Here is an 18212-nt window from a genome sequence, read left to right on the forward strand (position 1 = left end):
TGCCTGGCTTGAGAAATGCCATCGCCTTTGGAAAAACTGTGAGCGACAATTGAATACCAGCTTGCAATTCGTTAATTTGGCATTCCTCACTTTGCTCTTGCGGCGGGGGTGATCAAAAAAGATCTCGAACAGGTTCTTAGATTGCACCTGATTTTCGCTACACCGAAACCTGCGAACTTTTACTGCATAGCTCTCCTTCAGGTAACAAGCTGCCATACATCTGCTATTTTTGTTAAGGTGTGTGACTGAGACCGATGTGCCTGGCATTGGCGCATCAAGAACATAAATACATGGTGTAACCCCGTCCGGTACGTCTCAAATCAGGATATCAAAAGTAATTACTCACTTACATGGCGACAATTAAAAGTCCCATACTGATACGCTATACTCACAGGCAAGACCTGTCCGGCAACGCCTGCGATTTGTACCTGACCACCTACCAACAAAAACTTCATGAAAATCTTAGGCATAGACCCTGGCTTGCGCACTACCGGTTTTGGCGTGATTCATAAACAAGGCAGCAAGCTGACCTATATCGCATCAGGCACCATCAAGACGATCGATGGCACTCTCCCCGAGCGTTTGAAGACGATATTGTCAGGTGTTTCGGAGATAGTACGCACTTACCAGCCTGATTGCGCAGCGATAGAAAAAGTCTTTGTAAACGTCAATCCACAATCCACTCTGTTACTGGGACAAGCGCGAGGTGCGGCGATTTGTGCGTTGGTGGCGGCGGATCTGGCGGTGGCAGAATACACGGCCCTGCAAGTCAAACAGGGCGTGGTCGGCCATGGCCGTGCCAGGAAAGAACAAGTGCAGGACATGGTGCAGCGCCTGCTGGCCTTGTCGGGGGTGCCCGGCAGTGATGCTGCCGATGCATTGGGTGTCGCGATTTGCCATGCTCATAGTGGCGAAGCGCTAGCGGCTTTGGGCGCAATTGCGCCGGGACTGGCCAAAAAGGGCTTGCGCGTCAAGGGTGGGCGTCTGGTAGGCTAGGCCTATACAGAACTCATTTCATTGCAGTAACGCAATATCCATATAATTTCCCCGCATTTGCCTCGTCAAACGCACAAGAATCGTTTACTATCACTGCTTATTCATACAGTATGAAAGCAGTCTCATGATAGGTCGCATTGCAGGTACTTTGATAGAAAAGAATCCTCCGCAATTGCTGGTCGATTGCCAGGGCGTAGGCTATGAAGTCGACGTGCCCATGAGCACCTTCTATAACCTGCCTCACCTGGGTGAAAAAGTGGTCTTGCTGACCCATCTGGCGATACGCGAAGATGCCCATGTGCTGTTTGGTTTTGGTACTGCAGAAGAACGCACGACATTCAAGCAATTGATCAAGATCAGCGGCGTTGGTGCCCGTACTGCGCTCTCCATTTTGTCAGGCATGTCGGTGGCTGACCTGGCACAGGCGATCACCCTGCAAGAAGCCGGGCGCCTGACGCGTGTACCTGGTATAGGCAAGAAGACCGCCGAACGCCTGCTCCTGGAACTCAAAGGCAAACTAGGTGCCGACCTCGGTACTGCGACTGCCGCACTGGCAGCCGGCGACCATAGTGCCGATATCCTGAATGCCTTGCTGGCTCTGGGTTATTCCGATAAAGAAGCCTTGCTGGCCATGAAATCGGTGCCTGCAGGTAGTGGCGTTTCTGATGGCATCAAGCTGGCATTGAAAGCATTGTCCAAAGGCTAAGCGATGACGATACAGACCGACAATCTTTCTTCGAATTTCAGCGAGCCGCGCATTATTGCGGCGACGCCCAGCTCCCCCAATGAAGAAGCGATAGAACGCGCCCTACGCCCCAAACAACTAGATGAATATGTGGGGCAGGAAAAGATACGCGGCCAACTGGAAATTTTTATCACGGCTGCCAGGCAGCGCAGTGAAGCGCTTGATCACACCCTGCTGTTTGGCCCGCCAGGCCTGGGAAAAACCACGCTGGCGCATATCATTGCGCGTGAGATGGGTGTCAACCTGCGCCAGACTTCTGGCCCGGTGCTGGAACGTGCCGGTGACCTGGCAGCCCTGCTGACGAATCTGGAAGCCAATGATGTACTCTTCATTGATGAGATACACAGGCTTTCACCAGTCGTAGAAGAGATTTTGTATCCGGCGCTGGAAGATTACCAGATCGACATCATGATAGGTGAAGGCCCGGCAGCGCGCTCAGTCAAGCTGGATTTACAGCCCTTCACTCTCGTCGGCGCCACCACCCGTGCCGGCATGCTGACCAATCCGCTGCGCGACCGTTTTGGTATCGTCGCCCGGCTGGAATTTTATACACCGGAAGAATTGACCAAGATCGTCACCCGCTCTGCATCGCTGCTGGGTGCCCCGATACAGGCTGATGGTGCGCGTGAAATCGCTCAGCGGGCACGCGGTACACCTCGTATCGCCAATCGCCTGTTACGGCGGGTACGCGATTATGCAGAGGTCAAGGGGAATGGTGAAATCACCAAAAACATTGCCGATGCTGCCTTGAAGATGCTCGATGTCGATGCCGTTGGCTTTGATTTGATGGACAGAAAACTGCTGGAAGCCATCCTCTTCAAATTTGGCGGTGGCCCGGTAGGCCTGGACAATGTTGCCGCCGCCATAGGAGAAGAACGCGACACCATAGAAGATGTACTGGAACCCTATCTGATACAGCAGGGTTTTTTGCAACGCACGCCCAGAGGCAGGATAGCAACCCCATCTGCCTATGAACATTTTGGCGTAACCATGCCAAGGTCGGGCAATAACGGTGACCTATGGGGCGGTAGCTAATACCTCGACCGCTTCTTGGTTAGTGCTCAATACAACCAAATTTGATGCCATGTCCTTACAAGCCGAACAACATGCCTATGCATTTCTTGAAGCAAGGGCACACACCCAGAATGTCAGCCCGCTGAGCTGGCAGTTCGAATTAAGCATCGCGGATGCCTATGACATTGCCAAAGCATCTGACACCATACGCGCCGCCGAAGGCGAGGTACGCATAGGTCGCAAACTGGGGTTTACCAACCGCAAGCTGTGGACCAAGTATGGAGAGAAAGCCGCCATACGCGAACCTATCTGGAGCAGCCTTTTCGATAGCACCGTACGCTATGTGGAAGACAACCATGCCTACCAAAGCCTGACAGGCGCATTGCAACCACGTATAGAGCCGGAAGTGGTATTCAAGCTGGGCAGGACGCCTGCTGCTGATGCCTGCATAGAAGAGCTGGCGGATTGCCTTGAATGGATGGCACATGGCGTAGAGATCGTCGTCAGCCCCTACCCTGACTGGAAGTTTGAGGCCGCCGATGCAATAGCGGCATTGGGCTTGCACGGCACCCTGCTGATCGGTGAGCCACGTATTTTGTCGAGTTCCAGTCGCCAGCATCTGGCTGAATTGCTGGCCAATGCCAGCGTCTCCCTGTCTTGTGATGGCTCATTGCTGAGTGCGGGTTATGGCAGTAATGTGCTGGACAGCCCATTGCATGCGATCTGGTATTTGCATGGTTTGCTGCAAAAACAACCGCAATTTCCACCGTTGCAGGCTGGCGAGATTATCACCACTGGCACCTGGACAGATGCCTATCCGGTCCTGCCAGGTCAAACCTGGGGCACCGCTTTCTCTGGCATCCCTTTACCAGGCCTGAGTGTCAGTTTTGCATAAAAGTCGCTAACGGCTGGCCTATTGCGGATAACTTCATGAATTTTAGCAATTAACAAATTATAGAAGATGGACAGAAAGGCTGGCATAAATGATGTCAGCCTTTTTTGCGGTCGCAGCACAAACAAGCAGACCAGCCTGGAAGCGACCATCAGGAATCATTCAGATAGCTTTAGCACTAAAATGAGAAAAGCACCCCTAAGGGTGCTTTTTCAGTCTTGCCAAGCTTTTTCTATACTGACTTAAGTCAGCATAAAATTAGAACTTGTGACGGATACCAACGTTGACCAGACGGACTGTTGCGCCGTTAGGTACTGGATGGAAATTTGCAGCGGAGTCTGCACTACCCAAAGCGGCGTTTGCATCGTTACTTGCACGAGACAAAGAAGTGTACACGTTAGTACGCTTGGACAAGGAATGTGTGTAACCAACAGCAATGTGATTACCGTCAGCTGCTTTCAACGCGCTGTTTTGGTTGGAAGAGCGGATATAACTAGCAACCACAGCACCGGCTGTACTTACAGGCACCGTTGCACCCAACATCCAAGTACGGCGATCAACACCAGCAGCACCCTTGCCATCATCACTTACTTTACCGAAAGCCAGGTGACCTGTTGCCATACCGAAATTATAGGTAGCACCCAGGAAAATTGCCTTAGTTGCATTGTTGCCGGCTGCATTCTGGGAGTTGTTATACACCAGGTTTGCATTCAAAGGACCTGCGGAATAAGCACCGCCCAAAGTATAGTAACGACCTGCAGTGTTATTGCCAGCAACTTCACCGAAACCATACATTGCTGTACCAGTGAAACCACTGATGGAATTGGTGCTATAGGAAACGGAGTTATTGACGCGGATGGAATTCCAGTTATCCCACAGGAAGTAAGTACCGACGCCCAAAGAGCTAGTACCAGAACCAGCTGTGCCAGTAATCATGCCTGTACCAAAAGGATCGATAGTATCAATCGCAACGAACATAGGCGTGTATTGACGACCGAAGCTCACAGAACCGAAATCACCAGACAAACCTACCCAAGCTTGACGACCGAAAGCACGGCCACCTTGAGCGGAACTACCTGTATCAGCATTGACACCCATTTCCAATTGGAAATTAGCTTTCAGACCGCCACCCAGATCTTCAGAGCCTTTAAAGCCCAAACGGGAGCCGGATTGAATACCGCTATCCAAGGCCAGAGTAGAGCCTGCAGGATCGCCAGTGTTTTGATGTTGCAAGGCCATATCTACAACACCGTAGATAGTTACGGAAGATTGGGCTTGTGCTGTACCAGCAACAGCAGCCAAAACTGACAGAGCGATGAGTGATTTTTTCATTGATATTTCTCCAAAGGATTTCACATTGATATGAACTACATTAAGCACAATTCGCGCAAAACAGAGCCAAAAATTGATCGTACGAAACGCGCTAATACTTAAGATCCAACAAGACTGCTAAAAAGAAGTTAACGTATTTGACCAAAAATGGTGTTAGACAGCCAAGCTAAATCGGCTTTTGGAGGGAATATGGGGCGATAATGTCTCGGATAAGCAACAAAAATTGCCACCAAAGAAAGTATTCTAATGCAATTAAAGCAAGCTTGACCAGATGAAATTATTGCTTAAAGACTATGCATTTACAAATAAAATGCGGTGAAAACAAAATTGCAAAGGCCGCGCAAGCGACCTTTGCAAATAAAGACCGATATTTATTATCAGAATGCGTGCAACACACCCACTGCTGTCCGGGTTGCCGAACTGTTACCTGCACCGATGATGCCCAAAGCCAGGGATACATCTTGTGCATTTACAGAACCAGCACGTGCATAAGTCAAAGAAGCATAGGCCGTTGTACGTTTGCTAAATGCATACTTACCCAACAAAATGTATTGATCTGCCTTACCGCTGATATCACCAGAGCGTTTGGTATTGTAAAAAGCGGTAGTCAAGGTCATTTGATCAGACAAGCTGAAGTCTGCACCCAGGCCTATCACAGCCAATTTGCGGCCATCAGCATTTGGCAGTGCATCAATCTTGATTTTGCCCTCAACTTTGGTATGTGCATAAGTACCGCGCAGCATGACAGTTGGAGCAACTTTGAACTTCGCACCACCTGCAAAGCCAGACAAACTAGCTCCACCAGTATTGTCTTTCAGCTTGGCATAAGACAGGGCTGCACCATTGGTGCCGTCAGTAAAGAAGCCTGACACACCGGCATAGTTACTTGCAGTGTTGTCGCCCGCTTTTTCACCAAAGCCATACATCAGAGCACCACCGAAGCCTGACATAATTGGAGAAACGTACTTGATCGAGTTATTTTGACGCAAGCCCGAACCGCCCTGGTTAGTACCGAAACCACCATACAGTGCACCTGAATTCAACGCACTAACCATGACGTTAGGATTGGAACCAGCGTGTGCCAGACTGATAGGGTCGGCCAGACCGACAGAGTCAACGCCCAGAATATTATTGCGGCCCAGAGTGACGCTACCAAAACTGCCAGACAGACCTACCCAAGACAGACGGTCAAACAAGGAAGTATTGCTACCAACCTGATTGAATACATTACCACCATAACCTGCACCGGCCGTGCCAGTATCATTGGCCAACGTGCCTTCCAGATTGAAATTCGCTTTCAAGCCGCCGCCCAGGTCTTCAGAACCCTTGATGCCCCAACGGGAAGTCAGCAACTGACCTGCATCCATGGAGAATTTGGAACCGCCATTTGCTGTTGCGTTGGTGGTGGCGACAACTGCCGCATCTACGATACCGTAGATGATGACGGAAGATTGCGCTGAGGCTGTTGCTGCAAATGCGCTCAAAACTGCGAATGCCAGTATCGATTTTTTCATTGAATGCGTCTCCAAAATTATTAAAATTATGTGGCTGCACCTGGTTAGCAGTCAGCCTTTTATACTCTATTCAGTCTTGCCAAGACTTCGAAACCTGCTGATTAAGAAGCTAGATTCTATTGAAACAAATTAAAGGAAATTGGGCAAAGAGAATTTGCGAACGATCGTATTTAAGCAAATTTTATGTGGCGTTATCACAACAAGCATCTTCTTTCTCATTATTAGAACATTAAGTTTTTTGTAGGTTTCCAGAGTTGGTCTGATGGCGCGAAACGCCAAACATTCCTACAATAGGCACTGTGTTGGCTGTGCGTTATCAGCGCAACCCCTTCTAGTCGTCTACTTAAAGAACAATATGACCCCATTATCAGCATCACCCAAGGGTAGCCTCGATCAGTTGATTGGCAAATTTGACCGAGCTTTGCGCGTCATAAGTGGCCAGGCGATTGCCAGGCGGGCGAACCCCGCACATGAATTGCCTGATGACAATTTATCCGAGCAAGATAAAGCCCATAGCGCAGGTTTGATGCGCGTTAATCATGTTGGTGAAATTTGCGCCCAGGCCTTGTATGATTCACAAGGCGCGAACGCGCACACGGAAGACATACGGCAGCAATTCCAGCATTCCGGCATAGAAGAAGAAGATCATCTGGCCTGGACTGCAAAAAGGTTGCAAGAACTGAATTCACATATCAGTCTGCTCAATCCGCTCTGGTATGCCGGAGCGTATGCCTGCGGCACGCTGGCCGCCAAATTTGGTGATACCGTCAGCTTGGGCTTTGTAGTCGAAACAGAAAAACAGGTAGAAGCGCATCTGGCCAGCCATCTGGAAAAATTGCCTGCACAAGACTTGAAGTCACGCGCCATCGTTGAGCAAATGCGTCTCGATGAGATTGCTCATGGTGCTGCGGCCCAGGCTTTGGGTGCCAGTGCCCTACCGCAACCAGTGCAGGCAGGCATGAAGCTGATGGCCAAGGTCATGACGACCACGGCTTATTATGTTTAAAGATTTGATGTGAAAAAAGTAATATCCTTAGAGCCTGCTTAGGAGCTGAATCGAGCGTGCATCAGCGGGGTCAGAGCAACATTCAGGGTAAATTAAGCGCAGCGCAAAAAGCGCAATTTACTCCAGTGCCTGAGCCCCGAGTGGACGCCGGTTGAGCACGCGCAGTAAGATTATCAACAGGTTCTTGAATGGTAAAAGAGCAAAATACAACCTTGCACCTGCGCTTGCTCTGGACTGCTAGCTAAATCTTTTCCAGCTTTGCGATGCTCAAATCCAGTTCTTTCATGCCAAACTTGCCGAAATTGATTTGTGCCCGCAAGCTGCCGCTGCCACCACCCCCATTCAGGTTCACAATCACGCCTTCACCAAACTTGGCGTGAGCCACATTCTGGCCTATGCGCCAGCTCATGCTGTCATGATTCTTGGTAAAAGTCTGCGAAATGCGGTTGGCAGCATCATCCGGTGCCTCATCCCAGGCAGACTTTTTGTTGCCAAACCAGGTCGGTTGTACACGCGGAGTCAGCCACTTCAATGATTCTTCCGGCAATTCATCGAGGAAGCGTGAACGCATGTTGTACCGTGTCTGGCCATGCAGCATGCGGGTTTGTGAGAAACTCAGATACAGGCGCTTGCGGGCACGAGTAATCGCCACATACATCAGACGGCGCTCTTCCTCTACACCACTTTCTTCCTGCGCACTGTTCTCATGCGGGAACAAACCCTCTTCCAGACCGGTGATGAAAACCGCATCAAATTCCAGGCCCTTGGCTGAGTGCACGGTCATCAACTGCATGGCATCCTGCCCTGCCTGGGCTTGATTATCACCCGCTTCCAGTGAAGCATGAGACAAGAAAGCAGACAGTGGTGACATCACCGTTGGCAGTGCTGCGTCAGCATCAATGATCTGATCGCCATTCCCGCTTTCCAGCAAGACTGCAGCGCTACTGGCAGGCCCAGCAAATGCTGGCGCTTCTTTATTGAAGCCTTCTTCTGATACGAACAGAGTGGCAGCGCTAACTAACTGCTCCAAGTTTTCTATGCGGTCTGCACCTTCTTTTTCAGTCTGGTAATGCGTCAGCAGGCTGCTGACTTCCAGCACGATCTTGACCATCTCGGGCAAAGGCAGGTTCTGTGTTTCAAAACGCACACCCTCTATCAACTTGACAAAAGACCCCAGCGAAGAACCGGCCTTGCCAGCCACATAAGGCACAGCAGCATACATGGAAATATTTTGCTGTTTGGCGACATCCTGCAATTGCTCCAGCGAGCGCGCACCTATGCCGCGGGTAGGGAAATTCACCACGCGCAAAAAGGCAGAATCATTATGCGGGTTGTCCATCAATTGCAAATAGGCGATGGCATGCTTGATCTCGGCGCGTTCAAAGAAGCGCTGGCCACCATATACGCGGTAAGGGATATTCGCCGTGAACAGTGCATGCTCTATTACCCGCGACTGCGCGTTTGAACGATACAGGATGGCAATCTCGCTACGCAAAGAACCTTCACGTATCAAATTCTTGGCTTCTTCTATGATCCAGTTAGCCTCTTGTATATCACTGCTCGATTCCATGATGCGCACCGGCTCACCATGACCAGCATCAGTACGTAGATTTTTGCCCAGGCGCTTGCTATTGTGTTCGATGAGCACATTAGCGCTGTCAAGGATATGGCCATGCGAGCGGTAATTCTGCTCCAGCTTGATCAGGTTTTGGACCTGAAATTCACGCTCAAAGGCTGACATATTGCCGACATTGGCACCACGGAAGGCATAGATACTCTGATCATCATCGCCAACAGCAAAGACAGCACCGCCCTTCTTGCTGCCCTCTCCAGCCATCAGCTTCAACCACTTGTATTGCAAGTCATTGGTATCCTGAAACTCATCGACAAGAATATGGCGGAATCTGTCCTGGTAATGTTCACGCAGCGGCTGGTTGCGGCTCAGCAATTCATAAGTACGCAACAACAGCTCAGCAAAATCAACCACGCCATCACGCTGACACTGGGCGTCATACAAATCATACAAGCCAACCAGTTTGCGGTTGAAGTCGTCATAAGCATCTACTTGCGCCGCACGCAAACCCTGGTCCTTCGCGCCATTGATGAAATACATCAAGGTCTTGGGCGGGAATTTTTCATCGTCGATATTATTAGCCTTCAGCAAACGCTTGATGAAGGATAATTGGTCACCAGAATCAAGGATCTGGAAAGTCGATGGCAAACCGGCGTCGCGATGATGGGCGCGCAAAAGGCGGTTACACAGGCCATGGAAAGTCCCTATCCACATGCCGCGTGTATTAATCGGCAACATGGCCGACAGGCGCGTCAGCATTTCCTTGGCGGCCTTGTTGGTAAATGTCACGGCCAAAATACCACCAGGAGAGACCTGGCCAGTCTGTATCAGCCAGGCGATGCGGGTAGTCAGCACACGTGTCTTGCCAGAACCTGCGCCAGCCAAAATCAGGGCAGACTGTGCCGGCAAGGTCACGGCAGCAAGTTGTTCGGGATTTAAGTTGTGGAGTAAATTTTGCATAGGCAGATTATACGGGACTAAGCCCTCAGCACTTTAAGCCCAGGTTCTCCAAAGGAAAATTTATTGGGCATTAAAATGTGAAGCCTTGACAATGCAATTGAAAGCCGCAGATAATCGACACATCAACAAAGCCATTATTACTATGCAAACTCTGGACAAAGATCAGCAACAAGTACAAAGCAACGCTGCTTTGTGCATGGTCTTTGCCAAAGCCAAGAAACAGACGCTCATCTGACCGGGGCGTGCTGTCCCGTCAGGTGAGCTGACAGGATGGCAAAACGGTTTTCTTCCCTTGCACTCCATGTCAACTGCTGACGGGTCTTTTACCGGTCCACAGGAGAACAGGCATGTCCAGCAGCTTCAGCAGTTCCAGCAATACACATATTGAATCTGTCCATCAGATCAGACGCATTGATTTTTCCGGCATCTGGGTCGCCCTGGTCACGCCATTTTGCGCCAGCGCAGAAGCGGAAGTAGATTTCCCGGCCCTGCAGGCGTTGGCCAGCAAGCTGATCGCCGAAGGTGTGGCTGGCCTGGTGGTCTGTGGCTCTACTGGTGAAGCCGCAGCCCTGAGTGCAGAAGAACAATTGCAAGTGCTTGATGCGGTACTGGCTGTTGTTCCTGCCCATCAAATCATCATGGGCTTGAGCGGCAATCACATGGGGCAAGTCTTGCACAGGTTGGCACAGACAGGACAAAGAGGCGTTGCCGGTGTTCTGGTCACTCCACCCTATTACATACGCCCATCACAAGCAGGCATCCTGCACTACTTCCATGAAATTGCAGATGCTTCTGCTATACCCGTGCTGCTATATAACATCCCCTACCGTACCGGCGTGAACATGGAACTGGCTACCATACAAGAACTGGCCAGACATCCCAATATTGTCGCCATCAAGGATTGCGGCGGTAATCTGCAAGCCACCATGCAACTTATCATGGATGGAGATATCCAGGTGCTGGCGGGAGAAGACCATCAGTTATTCACGACACTCTGCCTGGGTGGTGCAGGTGGCATACTGGCTTCTGCACACTTGCGACCTGATCTGTTCCTCCGCTTGCAGGCACAGATCAGAGCAGGGCAACTTGAACAGGCCAGGGCAATTTTTTATCACTTGCTACCCCTCATGCAGTCGCTGTTTGAAGAGCCTAATCCGGCACCTTTGAAAGCTGCGCTTGCTTCCATACATTCCATGCAAGACGTCTTGCGTGGACCTATGTTGTCTGCCAGTAGTGCGATGCAAGAAAAAATCTTGCAAGCATATGCGCGCCTACAAGATCTTGAGCCCATCTCTTGATATACATCATCAAATTTCAATATGGAGGTCACCCGACCTTGTCAGCAAACAATTGCGTAAATGTCCGTGCTGCCAGTTGCGGCTGCTCGCTCATGTACACGCTGCTGATCACTGCCACCATGTCAGCCCCCTGAGCAAGCAAGGGCTGACAGTTTTCCAGTGTCATGCCGCCTATAACGACATTTGGCAAATCAAATTCCTTTATCGCATCGCCGACGATGCTGACGGGAGTGGTCACCGCATATTTCTTGATACGGGAAGGATAAAAACCACCAAAGGCAATGTAGCTGGCACCACCCCTGACGGCAGTACGCGCCAGCTCAAGGTCACCATAGCAGGATGCGCCCAGTATCTTGTCTGCCCCCAACCTTGCCCTCGCGTCCGCCACGGAAAGATCCGTACCTCCTACATGCAAGCCATCTGCATCAATGTCGAGACAGAGTTCCAGATGGTCGTTGATGATGAAAGGTTTATTGAAGCGGCGGCATAATTCCAGCAAAGCCCGTGCCTGGGTCTTGCGTAGTTCCGGGCTGGCGGTTTTGTGGCGGTATTGCACGATATTTGCGCCGCCTTGCAAAGCCTGTTCTGTGATGGAAACCAATTGAGCGGTGTCTTCCCAGTCAGGGGTAACGATATACAGACCACTTAATTGATAAGAGCCCACAGTATTCATGATTTTTTCCTTGTAAACAACGCGGGTTGGCGTGCAGGTATAAGCTGGCCTGCAGCGATGGCATAGGCATACAGCAAGCTTTGTTGTGTATAGTTTTGTGCCTGTTGCAAAGCTTCAGACAAAGTCATCCCGATTGCCAACTGCCCCGCAATTGCGGATGCCAGCGTACAACCGCTGCCATGAAATTCGCCGGACAAACGCGGCCACAGCCACTCTTGTGCAGTCTGCCATTGCCCATGCTGGAACCAGATGTTTTTTACCTGTGCCTCTGTTGCATGGCCACCTTTCAGCAAGACATCTGCGCCTGTGTTTTGCAACAGGCTAGCGACTTGCGCTTGCATATCGTCTACTTGTGGTGAGAGTCGCTTTAATTCAGGCAAATTGGGGGTGATCAGGGTGGCTATTTTCAACAGAGGCTCAATGGCTTGCACCGCATCATCCAGCGACAAACTGTCACCATGACCACTGCCCAATACCGGGTCAACAATGACTTGCAGATCTGCATGTTGCTGCTTCATCTTTTGAATGAAGCTGGCTATCGCCGTGGCATTTTTCTTGTGCGCGACGATACCCAGCTTGATGACCTTGACCGGCATCTTGGCCACCAGGGTCATGGCTTGCTGCAAAATGATTTGTACATCGACTGCATGCACGGCATAGGCATGGTCGTTATCCTGCACCGTCAATGCCGTAATCACCGGCAAGGCATGCGCGCCCTGCGCGGCGATGGCTTCTATATCGGCCTGTATGCCAGCCCCGCCACTAGGATCATGCCCGGCAAATACCAGCACGCAGGGTCGCGTCATCGTCTTCATCAAACAATGCGGCCTGCCATGGGGGAAGACGGCGACGCTGCAAACTTGCGCGGCATGCGGCCTGCCAGAAAAGCTTCTCGTCCCGCCTCTACCGCCAGGCCCATGGCACGTGCCATGCGTACAGGGTCTTTGGCACCAGCGATTGCGGTATTCATCAACACGCCATCGCAACCCAGTTCCATCGCAATGGCGGCGTCGGATGCTGTACCAACACCGGCATCCACCAGCACCGGCACTTTGGCTTGCTCGATAATCAGCGACAGATTCCATGGATTCAAAATACCCATGCCAGAACCTATCAACGAAGCCAGCGGCATGATGGCAACGCAGCCTATGTCTTCCAGCATGCGTGCCTGTATAGGGTCATCGCTGCAATACACCATGACATCAAAACCATCCTGTACCAGGGTGTTGGCGGCCTTCAGGGTCTCGGGCATATTCGGGAACAGGGTTTTCTCATCGCCCAACACTTCCAGCTTGCACAGTTTGTGGCCACCCAATAATTCACGCCCCAGTTGCAGGGTATAGACCGCATCTTCAGCATTGTAGCAACCGGCAGAGTTGGGCAGTATGGTGTACTTGCTGGGTGGCACTACATCCAGCAAGCTGGGTGCATTCGGGTCTTGCCCTATGTTCACGCGGCGTATTGCCACCGTGATGATCTCGGCACCACTGGCTTCTGTTGCCAGGCGGGTTTGTTCGAGGTCTTTGTATTTGCCGCTGCCGACCAAAAGGCGGGAGCGGTAGGTTTTTCCGGCTATTGTTAAGCCTGGGTTGTTTTCTGTGTTCATGTTTTTTCTCCAAAATTTTGGAAGCCATTTGGCTGTTTGACTCCTTCCCCTTCAAGGGGAAGGAGCTTAAACCTCAACCACCACCTATAGCACGTACAACATCCACCTTGTCATCGCCTTGCAATTGATGCTCTTCCCAATGCGACCGTGGAATAATCTGCCGGTTCACCGCCACCGCAATCGTCTGCTGCGACAGATTCAGTTCTGCAATCAAATCTGCCAGCAGCGCACTGCTCAGTTGCCGCACCTCTCCATTAAGCTGTATCTCCACCATGACTATTGCTTCTTGTAGATTTCTGCACCGGATTTGATGAATTCAACGGCCTTGACTTCCATGCCCTGTTTCAACGCCTGAATCTCGCTGATGCCTTGTGCATTCGCATAGTCGCGTACTTCCTGCGTGATTTTCATGGAGCAGAAATGTGGTCCGCACATGGAGCAGAAATGGGCAACCTTGGCAGAATCCTTGGGCAAAGTTTCATCATGGAATTCGCGTGCCTTGTCGGGGTCGAGGCCGATGTTGAACTGGTCTTCCCAGCGGAATTCAAAACGTGCCTTGGACAGGGCATTGTCACGGATCTGCGCACCGGGATGGCCTTTTGCCAGGTCGGCGGCATGAGCAGCGATTTTGTAAGTGATGATGCCATCCTTGACATCGACCTTGTTCGGCAAACCCAGATGCTCTTTCGGTGTCACATAGCACAGCATGGCCGTTCCATACCAGCCTATTTGTGCGGCACCTATGCCGGACGTGATGTGGTCGTAGCCTGGAGCGATGTCAGTCGTCAATGGGCCCAGCGTATAGAACGGTGCCTCATGGCATTGCTCCAGTTGCAGGTCCATGTTTTCTTTGATCAGGTGCATGGGCACATGACCAGGGCCTTCTATCATGACTTGCACATCATGCTTCCAGGCGATCTGGGTCAATTCCCCCAGGGTTTTCAATTCACCTAACTGTGCTTCATCATTGGCGTCATAGATGGAACCAGGGCGCAGGCCATCACCGAGGCTGAAAGACACGTCATAGGCTTTCATGATTTCGCAGATATCTTCGAAATGCTCGTACAAAAAGCTTTCTTTATGATGAGCCAGACACCATTTGGCCATGATGGAACCACCACGTGACACAATGCCGGTCAGGCGTTTGGCCGTCATTGGCACATACTGCAGGCGCACACCAGCATGGATGGTGAAGTAATCGACGCCCTGCTCTGCCTGTTCGATGAGCGTGTCACGGAAAATTTCCCAGGTCAGGTCCTCTGCCTTGCCATTCACTTTTTCCAGTGCCTGATAGATGGGCACGGTGCCGATAGGTACGGGTGAATTACGAATGATCCATTCGCGGGTTTCGTGTATGTGTTTTCCTGTGGACAGGTCCATAACATTGTCACCACCCCAGCGTATTGCCCAGGTCATTTTTTCGACTTCTTCGCCGATGGAAGAGGTAACTGCTGAATTACCGATATTGGCATTGATCTTGACCAGGAAATTACGGCCTATGATCATGGGCTCTATCTCTGGATGATTGATGTTAGCAGGAATAATCGCGCGGCCACGGGCGATTTCTGAACGCACAAATTCTGGCGTTATTTCTGCTGGAATGGAGGCGCCAAAAGATTGGCCTGGATGCTGGCGGCCCATGACTTCTGCCAGCTTGTTGCCCATGGGGCCGGAAGCTTTCAGGTTTTCCAGATATTCTTTTCTGCGCAGGTTTTCACGGATGGAAACAAATTCCATTTCCGGCGTGATGATGCCCTGGCGTGCATAGTGCATCTGCGAGACATTCTTGCCTGCCAGTGCACGGCGTGGCAGGCGTTTGAGGTTGAAACGCAGCTCAGCCAGTTTGGGGTCATGCAGGCGGGCAATACCGTATTCTGAAGTAGGGCCAGCCAGTTCTTCGGTGTCATTGCGCTCGGCTATCCAGGCGCCGCGTACAGATGCCAGGCCAGAGCGGATATCGATTTTTACATCGGGATCGGTGTAAGGGCCGGAGGTATCGTAGACATAGATAGGCGGATTTTTTTCCGAGCCGAACATGGCTGGTGTATCCGACTGGCTGATTTCGCGCATGGGTACGCGAATATCGGGGCGGCTGCCCTGTATATAGGTTTTACGTGAGTTCGGCAGTGGCTGTATGGCTGCCTCGTCTACCGTGGCGGTAGCGGACAAGAATTGCGGGTTGGCGTTCATTTTGGCTCCTTTGCTTTGTTGGCATGGAGCCAGCAAAGGAGTTTCCAAAAAAGGTGCGCGCATAGATCAAACATAATACGGGCGGCACAAACTTCGGCAGCTTCCCTTCGCTGGCATTATCCAGATCAGGTTCGAGGGTATTTCTCACCCGCCAACAAGATTGATGGCAGGACCCCTAGCATTTTTCTTCGGGTTCTGAAAGTGAATCCAGAACCGCGACGACGCCAGATTATACGACTTTTTTAAACTCAGGTGATTTATTTGATGATGCTGGTCAAGTCAGCATCTTGCGTGCCCTGCGAAGCAGGTTGAGGGTTGTCGGCTTGCCGGACCGGTCCATGCACTTCTGCCAACTCCACCATACCTGCCTTGATAGCGGCAGATAAATCATGATCGAGTACGGGCAAGGCTTCTTCATAAGCAATCAATAATTTGCTGACACCATAGGCACGGTTGCGGCCATTGACCTTGCCCAGGTACAGCGCCATGTCGGCAATTTGCAAGGCTTTTTCCCAGTTACAAACAGCTTCTGGCAGTCCAGAAAATGGCAGACTGATGAAACCTGCAGTCAGCGTGACTGGCACCAGCATGCCATCTACCTCCATGCTTTCTTCGCCTATGCTACGCAGGATACGGTCCACCAGGTTTTTCAACTGAGCAGGGTTGGTGCGCGGTGAATAAATCAGAAATTCTTCTCCGCCCCAACGCAAGACCATGTCACTGTCGCGCACCGTACTACGTAGACGACGCGCCACCTCAACCAGCACGGCGTCCCCTGCAGCATGGCCATGGTTATCGTTGATATTCTTAAAATGATCGATATCCATGAGTATCAGGCAATCCGGGTTTTCGAGCGCATCTTCGCGTCGCTCTCCCTCCGGCAAGATGATCCTTCCTTTCATCATATCGACAAAAGAACGACGGTTGTACAAGCCTGTAAGAGGGTCACGCACGGCATGAAATTCAAGTTGCTCATTCGCTTCACGCAGTTTTTCATTGGTCCTGCGCACCCGCTGATAAAGGAAGAAAATCACCGCACCGACCATCACCATCAACACACCTGCCAGCATGAGTATGACTTGCTGTAACTGACGGTTTTCTATCTCTGCATCTTTCAATTGATTTTCACGAGCCAGCAATTCAATCTGTTTTTTTCTTTGTTCCGCATTGAATTGCTCCTGCAAGGTAGCCACTGCCCTGGCCCGGTCGGACCTGAATAATTCATCGCTGAGTTTTTGCTGTTCGCGTACTATCGCCAGAGCTTCCTTGTGCATATCGGCAGCTTCAAACATATTGCCGATTTCACTGAGCAAACTTTCTACATCCGACTTGGAGCCAGTTTCCATGAAAAATTTCTTGGCCTCATTGATGTATTCTATCCCCTGAGAAAACTTCTTTTGGCCGGCCAGAGCGAAACCAATGTTTGCTTTGGCAATAGCGATGGAAAAAGGATCTTGTACAGACAGGGCTTTTTCCAGAGAAAACCGGGCTGCGCGCTCCGCCTCGGCAAATTTGCGCACGTTCAGGTAATAGTCAGATATATTGCCCAGAGCCGTTGCTGCCAACGCTGGCATGCCAGCCTCATTGGCAATTTGCAATACGATTTTGTAGGCTTCAAAAGCTTCGTCATGCCGCCCGAGATCAATCAGGGCCAGACCGCGCGTCATTTGCAGTGATGAAATAATTTTGGGCGATTCTGTTTTGGGTTGCATCGCCAATGCATCATTGGTAGTTTCCAGTGCCTTTTCCGCATTATGCATATGCAGGTACAGCCTGGCGATGGACTCCATGCGGTACAGCTTGGCCTGCACCTGGCGACGTGGTATCTGGTCTGTCTGCTTCAGGGCTTCGAGAAAATACGAGAGTGACTTATCAAAATTGCCTATCGCCATTTGCACCATGCCAAAAGCGATATTCAAACGCATGATAACTTCAGCATTTTTGGTATCGCGCAAGCTCTGCTGTATGTCATTCAGCTTGACCAGAGCCATGGCAAACTTGCCCTGATCCATCAATTGAAAAGCCTCACCTATCAGGGCCAGGCTGATCATGTCATTATCATTGCGGGATTTTGCCAGTTGCAGCAACTCTGCATTAGCAGCATCAGCCTCCTTGATTTTTCCTGCGTCATACAAGATGCCTATCAGAGTTTTCAAGACTTCTGCGCGCAGCACATAGTCGGCATCCTTGCCTAATTTCTCCTTGTATTCCTGTAATTTTTTCAGTGCTGCCGTGTTGTCGCTATCGGACAATGTATGTATCGATTTAATCTCAGAAAAATCAGTTTTTGCTTGCGCATAGACAGACGCATTCATACCCAGAAAACTGATGCTAAGCAATCCCTGCACCAGGCTGTTTTTCCATCTGAAAGTGTGAAGCTGCAGCATGCAAGCCCTCATTGATCTGTCTTGGT

At 50.8% G+C, this 18212-nt stretch carries 16 protein-coding genes, 1 pseudogene and 1 riboswitch; of the genes and pseudogenes, 8 read left to right on the top strand and 9 right to left on the bottom strand.

Annotated elements, in window-relative coordinates:
* The 5 genes and pseudogenes from Q8K39_RS14020 to Q8K39_RS14040 all read left to right on the top strand — a co-directional run.
* A pseudogene (locus Q8K39_RS14020) lies at positions 1-112 on the top strand (IS5/IS1182 family transposase); the annotation flags it as partial.
* A gap of 341 nt (positions 113-453) precedes the next feature.
* Positions 454-996 carry a crossover junction endodeoxyribonuclease RuvC gene (gene ruvC / locus Q8K39_RS14025; protein WP_305261095.1) on the top strand — a complete coding sequence of 181 codons (543 nt, stop codon included), beginning with the start codon at positions 454-456 and terminating at the stop codon, positions 994-996.
* 124 nt (positions 997-1120) lie between these two features.
* Positions 1121-1702 (top strand): Holliday junction branch migration protein RuvA, encoded by a 582-nt coding sequence (gene ruvA, locus Q8K39_RS14030; protein ID WP_162060791.1) that lies wholly within the window; start codon positions 1121-1123, stop codon positions 1700-1702.
* Positions 1703-1705: 3 nt separating this feature from the next.
* Complete coding sequence (gene ruvB / locus Q8K39_RS14035) at positions 1706-2776, top strand: Holliday junction branch migration DNA helicase RuvB (protein ID WP_186956307.1); 1071 nt, start codon at positions 1706-1708, stop codon at positions 2774-2776.
* A gap of 49 nt (positions 2777-2825) precedes the next feature.
* Positions 2826-3650, top strand: a complete 825-nt coding sequence (locus Q8K39_RS14040) for a 2-keto-4-pentenoate hydratase (RefSeq protein ID WP_305261100.1) — start codon at positions 2826-2828, stop codon at positions 3648-3650.
* A gap of 255 nt (positions 3651-3905) precedes the next feature.
* Here Q8K39_RS14040 and Q8K39_RS14045 read toward each other — a convergent pair whose 3' ends face one another.
* Both Q8K39_RS14045 and Q8K39_RS14050 read right to left on the bottom strand, forming a co-directional pair.
* A complete protein-coding gene (locus Q8K39_RS14045; protein WP_305261102.1) occupies positions 3906-4979 on the bottom strand; it encodes a porin in 1074 nt (357 codons plus the stop codon).
* Between the two features lie 377 nt (positions 4980-5356).
* Positions 5357-6493, bottom strand: coding sequence for a porin (locus tag Q8K39_RS14050; RefSeq protein WP_186956304.1), 1137 nt, complete (start codon positions 6491-6493; stop codon positions 5357-5359).
* A gap of 355 nt (positions 6494-6848) precedes the next feature.
* On the opposite strand from Q8K39_RS14050, the gene coq7 reads away from it, so the two are divergent.
* Entirely contained in the window at positions 6849-7499 is a 651-nt protein-coding gene (coq7, locus tag Q8K39_RS14055) for a 2-polyprenyl-3-methyl-6-methoxy-1,4-benzoquinone monooxygenase (RefSeq protein WP_305261104.1), read from the top strand.
* A 241-nt stretch (positions 7500-7740) separates the two neighbouring features.
* Here the strand turns inward: coq7 and Q8K39_RS14060 are convergent, their stop codons facing one another.
* Complete coding sequence (locus tag Q8K39_RS14060) at positions 7741-10032, bottom strand: UvrD-helicase domain-containing protein (RefSeq protein ID WP_305261106.1); 2292 nt, start codon at positions 10030-10032, stop codon at positions 7741-7743.
* Between the two features lie 91 nt (positions 10033-10123).
* Here Q8K39_RS14060 and Q8K39_RS14065 point away from each other — a divergent pair, with 91 nt between their 5' ends.
* Complete coding sequence (locus Q8K39_RS14065; protein WP_305261107.1) at positions 10124-10267, top strand: hypothetical protein; 144 nt, start codon at positions 10124-10126, stop codon at positions 10265-10267.
* A gap of 112 nt (positions 10268-10379) precedes the next feature.
* Positions 10380-11330, top strand: coding sequence for a 4-hydroxy-tetrahydrodipicolinate synthase (dapA, locus tag Q8K39_RS14070; protein ID WP_305261108.1), 951 nt, complete (start codon positions 10380-10382; stop codon positions 11328-11330).
* Positions 11331-11358: 28 nt separating this feature from the next.
* On the opposite strand, the gene thiE is transcribed toward dapA, so the two are convergent.
* From thiE to Q8K39_RS14100, 6 genes are all read right to left on the bottom strand, one after another.
* Positions 11359-12003 (bottom strand): thiamine phosphate synthase, encoded by a 645-nt coding sequence (gene thiE / locus Q8K39_RS14075; RefSeq protein ID WP_305261109.1) that lies wholly within the window; start codon positions 12001-12003, stop codon positions 11359-11361.
* Positions 12000-12818: a hydroxymethylpyrimidine/phosphomethylpyrimidine kinase gene (locus Q8K39_RS14080; protein ID WP_370868606.1), complete on the bottom strand. Its 819-nt coding sequence runs from the start codon at positions 12816-12818 to the stop codon at positions 12000-12002. The genes thiE and Q8K39_RS14080 overlap by 4 nt, the downstream gene beginning before the upstream one ends.
* Positions 12818-13609, bottom strand: coding sequence for a thiazole synthase (locus tag Q8K39_RS14085; protein ID WP_305261111.1), 792 nt, complete (start codon positions 13607-13609; stop codon positions 12818-12820). The genes Q8K39_RS14080 and Q8K39_RS14085 overlap by 1 nt, the downstream gene beginning before the upstream one ends.
* A gap of 73 nt (positions 13610-13682) precedes the next feature.
* Entirely contained in the window at positions 13683-13883 is a 201-nt protein-coding gene (thiS, locus tag Q8K39_RS14090; RefSeq protein WP_370868607.1) for a sulfur carrier protein ThiS, read from the bottom strand.
* Positions 13884-13885: 2 nt separating this feature from the next.
* Complete coding sequence (gene thiC / locus Q8K39_RS14095; RefSeq protein ID WP_305261113.1) at positions 13886-15799, bottom strand: phosphomethylpyrimidine synthase ThiC; 1914 nt, start codon at positions 15797-15799, stop codon at positions 13886-13888.
* 85 nt (positions 15800-15884) lie between these two features.
* Positions 15885-15986, bottom strand: a riboswitch (TPP riboswitch).
* A 70-nt stretch (positions 15987-16056) separates the two neighbouring features.
* Entirely contained in the window at positions 16057-18186 is a 2130-nt protein-coding gene (locus Q8K39_RS14100; RefSeq protein WP_305261116.1) for a diguanylate cyclase, read from the bottom strand.
* Positions 18187-18212 lie beyond the last annotated feature (26 nt).

The sequence above is a fragment of the Undibacterium sp. genome, assembly GCF_030683615.1.
GTDB classification, from domain to species: domain Bacteria; phylum Pseudomonadota; class Gammaproteobacteria; order Burkholderiales; family Burkholderiaceae_D; genus Undibacterium; species Undibacterium umbellatum.

Excerpts from the sequence above, each read along its gene's own strand:
- Q8K39_RS14060 (WP_305261106.1), bottom strand. The coding sequence starts at position 10,032 with ATGCAAAATTTACTCCACAACTTAAATCCCGAACAACTTGCTGCCGTG.
- Q8K39_RS14100 (WP_305261116.1), bottom strand. The coding sequence starts at position 18,186 with ATGCTGCAGCTTCACACTTTCAGATGGAAAAACAGCCTGGTGCAGGGA.
- Q8K39_RS14040 (WP_305261100.1), top strand. The coding sequence starts at position 2,826 with ATGTCCTTACAAGCCGAACAACATGCCTATGCATTTCTTGAAGCAAGG.
- Q8K39_RS14065 (WP_305261107.1), top strand. The coding sequence starts at position 10,124 with ATGCAATTGAAAGCCGCAGATAATCGACACATCAACAAAGCCATTATT.
- thiS (WP_370868607.1), bottom strand. The coding sequence starts at position 13,883 with ATGGTGGAGATACAGCTTAATGGAGAGGTGCGGCAACTGAGCAGTGCG.
- Q8K39_RS14045 (WP_305261102.1), bottom strand. The coding sequence starts at position 4,979 with ATGAAAAAATCACTCATCGCTCTGTCAGTTTTGGCTGCTGTTGCTGGT.
- thiC (WP_305261113.1), bottom strand. The coding sequence starts at position 15,799 with ATGAACGCCAACCCGCAATTCTTGTCCGCTACCGCCACGGTAGACGAG.
- Q8K39_RS14085 (WP_305261111.1), bottom strand. The coding sequence starts at position 13,609 with ATGAACACAGAAAACAACCCAGGCTTAACAATAGCCGGAAAAACCTAC.
- ruvA (WP_162060791.1), top strand. The coding sequence starts at position 1,121 with ATGATAGGTCGCATTGCAGGTACTTTGATAGAAAAGAATCCTCCGCAA.
- Q8K39_RS14080 (WP_370868606.1), bottom strand. The coding sequence starts at position 12,818 with ATGAAGACGATGACGCGACCCTGCGTGCTGGTATTTGCCGGGCATGAT.
- dapA (WP_305261108.1), top strand. The coding sequence starts at position 10,380 with ATGTCCAGCAGCTTCAGCAGTTCCAGCAATACACATATTGAATCTGTC.
- coq7 (WP_305261104.1), top strand. The coding sequence starts at position 6,849 with ATGACCCCATTATCAGCATCACCCAAGGGTAGCCTCGATCAGTTGATT.
- Q8K39_RS14050 (WP_186956304.1), bottom strand. The coding sequence starts at position 6,493 with ATGAAAAAATCGATACTGGCATTCGCAGTTTTGAGCGCATTTGCAGCA.
- ruvC (WP_305261095.1), top strand. The coding sequence starts at position 454 with ATGAAAATCTTAGGCATAGACCCTGGCTTGCGCACTACCGGTTTTGGC.
- thiE (WP_305261109.1), bottom strand. The coding sequence starts at position 12,003 with ATGAATACTGTGGGCTCTTATCAATTAAGTGGTCTGTATATCGTTACC.
- ruvB (WP_186956307.1), top strand. The coding sequence starts at position 1,706 with ATGACGATACAGACCGACAATCTTTCTTCGAATTTCAGCGAGCCGCGC.